1 protein-coding gene is annotated in these 721 nt (G+C 59.6%); it reads right to left on the bottom strand.

Annotated features, from left to right (window positions below):
• The coding region (locus OSO_RS51445) for an MBG domain-containing protein (RefSeq protein WP_010587215.1) at nucleotides 1-721 on the bottom strand (721 nt) is incomplete at both ends.

The following is a 721-nucleotide window of genomic DNA, read 5'->3' as shown; positions in this document are numbered from 1 at the left end:
GGGGGGGGGGGAGCCCCTCCCCACACCCCCGCCGATGCCAGTTGCCTTCACCGTTGCCGGGAATGGATTACCATTGAAAGTCCCACCTGCGTTCGTAACGACAACTATCGGAAGGGCCTTCGTGATCGTAAACGTGACGGGAGCACTCGATGCGTTGCCGTAGTTGGCGTTGCTGCTGGTGAATGTGGCGACGACCGTGTAAGTACCGGCGTTGGTTGGGGCGGTTGTCGTGCCTATGCCGCTGACGCTGGTCCCAACATAGTACATGAAACTCGTCGAGCCACTCACCGCAGCGCCGCCGATGCCAGTTGCCTTCACCGTTGCCGGGAATGGATTACCGTTGAAAGTGCCACCTGCGTTCGTAACGACAACTATCGGAAGGGCCTTCGTGATCGTAAACGTGACGGGAGCACTCGATGCGTTGCCGTAGTTGGCGTTGCTGCTGGTGAATGTGGCGACGACCGGGTAGGTTCCCGCGTTGGTTGGTGCGGTTGTTGAGCTGGATCCGTTTGCACTCGTGCCGCCATCGTACGTCAATGTCGGCGAGCCACTCACCGCAGCGCCGCCGATGCCAGTTGCCTTCACCGTTGCCGGGAATGGATTACCGTTGAAAGTGCCACCTGAGTTCGTAACGACAACCGCCGGAAGGGCCTTTGTGATCGTAAACGTGACGGGAGCACTCGATGCGTTGCCGTAGTTGGCGTTGCTGCTGGTGAAGGTG

The organism is Schlesneria paludicola DSM 18645, assembly GCF_000255655.1.
Taxonomy (GTDB): Bacteria; Planctomycetota; Planctomycetia; order Planctomycetales; family Planctomycetaceae; genus Schlesneria; species Schlesneria paludicola.
The sequence above is the reverse complement of the archived record's forward strand: the minus strand, read 5'-3'. Positions and strand labels throughout refer to the sequence as shown.